The organism is Mesorhizobium sp. M1E.F.Ca.ET.063.01.1.1 (genome assembly GCF_003998155.1).
In the GTDB taxonomy this organism is placed as follows: domain Bacteria; phylum Pseudomonadota; class Alphaproteobacteria; order Rhizobiales; family Rhizobiaceae; genus Mesorhizobium.
Map to the genome: position 1 here is coordinate 1 of NZ_RZSC01001166.1, position 1,235 is coordinate 1,235.

Annotated in this window: 1 pseudogene; it reads left to right on the forward strand. The window is 61.1% G+C overall.

The features are described 5' to 3' along the window. A pseudogene (locus tag EOA29_RS36940) lies at positions 1–1,235 on the forward strand (VirB4 family type IV secretion system protein); the annotation flags it as partial.

A 1,235-nucleotide genomic window follows, 5' to 3' on the forward strand; every position in this document is an offset into this window, starting at 1 on the left:
GGGTCGCTTGATGGCCTGTTGCGGCTGCCGCATGAATTCATCCTCACGCAGTCGTTTGCGATTGAGGATCGCGTGACGGCCATGCGCCGCATCAACACCATCTCGAACCAGGTCAGCGGTTCGGATGAGGCCGGAACCACGGTCGAGGATTTAGTGCACGCCGGCGCCGACAAGCTTGCCGGTGGCGAGGTCGTTTTCGGGCAGCACCACATGACGGTGATGGCGCTGGCTGCCGACGTACCAGGGCTCAACCGCTCCTTGTCCGACATCACCGCCGAACTGTCGCGCATGTCGATCGTCCCGGTGCGGGAAACGCTCAACACCGAACTTGCGTTTTGGGCACAGCTGCCCGGCAATTTCAGCTACATTGCGCGCCGCGCCCTGATCTCGTCGCTGAACTTTGCTGGGCTGTTCTCGGGTCACAATTTTCCCTCGGGCCAGCGTGAGGGACTGCACTGGAAGCGGCCGATCGCGCTCCTCGAGACGACCAGCCAGACCGCCTATTATTTCAACTTTCATGTCCACGACGTCGGCCATTTCACCGTTTTCGGCCCGACCGGTTCGGGCAAGACGGTGGTGCTGTCATTCCTGATGGCGCAGGCAATGCGGATTTCGCCGCGACCGCGATGCGTCTACTTCGACTACATGCGCGGCGCCGAGCTCTTCATTCGCGCGCTCGGTGGCCGCTACGAAGTCATGGAGCCGATGCAGGCCACCGGCTTTGCCCCCTTCCAGCTGGAAGACACCGCAGAAAACCGCACGTTTCTCGAAGGGCTGCTGCGCTACATCCTGACCCCAGACGACGGTTCGCTCGACGTGGCGGAAATGCGCGTGATCAACACGGCCGTCGACAAGGTCTACAAGATCCCGCGCCAACAGCGCACGTTCGAGCTGCTGCCGGAAGTGCTGCGCGGCTCACTGGCGCCGGGGATGAACGATCTGGCGGCGCGAATTGAACCGTGGCTCGACCTTGGCGACAAGGGCTGGCTCTTCAACAACCCCGTCGATCTCGTCGATTTCTCGAAGCCGGTGGTCGGGTTCGACATGACAAAAATCCTGGCCGACAAAAAATTGCGCTCGGCCGCCCTGCTTTACATCTTCCATCGGCTCGAAGAGATCATCGACGGCACGCCGCTTCTGATGTTCCTCGATGAAGGCTGGAAGCTGCTCGATGACGAGGTGTTTGCCGCCTTCATTAACGAGACGCTGAAAACGATCCGCCGGCGCAACGGTGT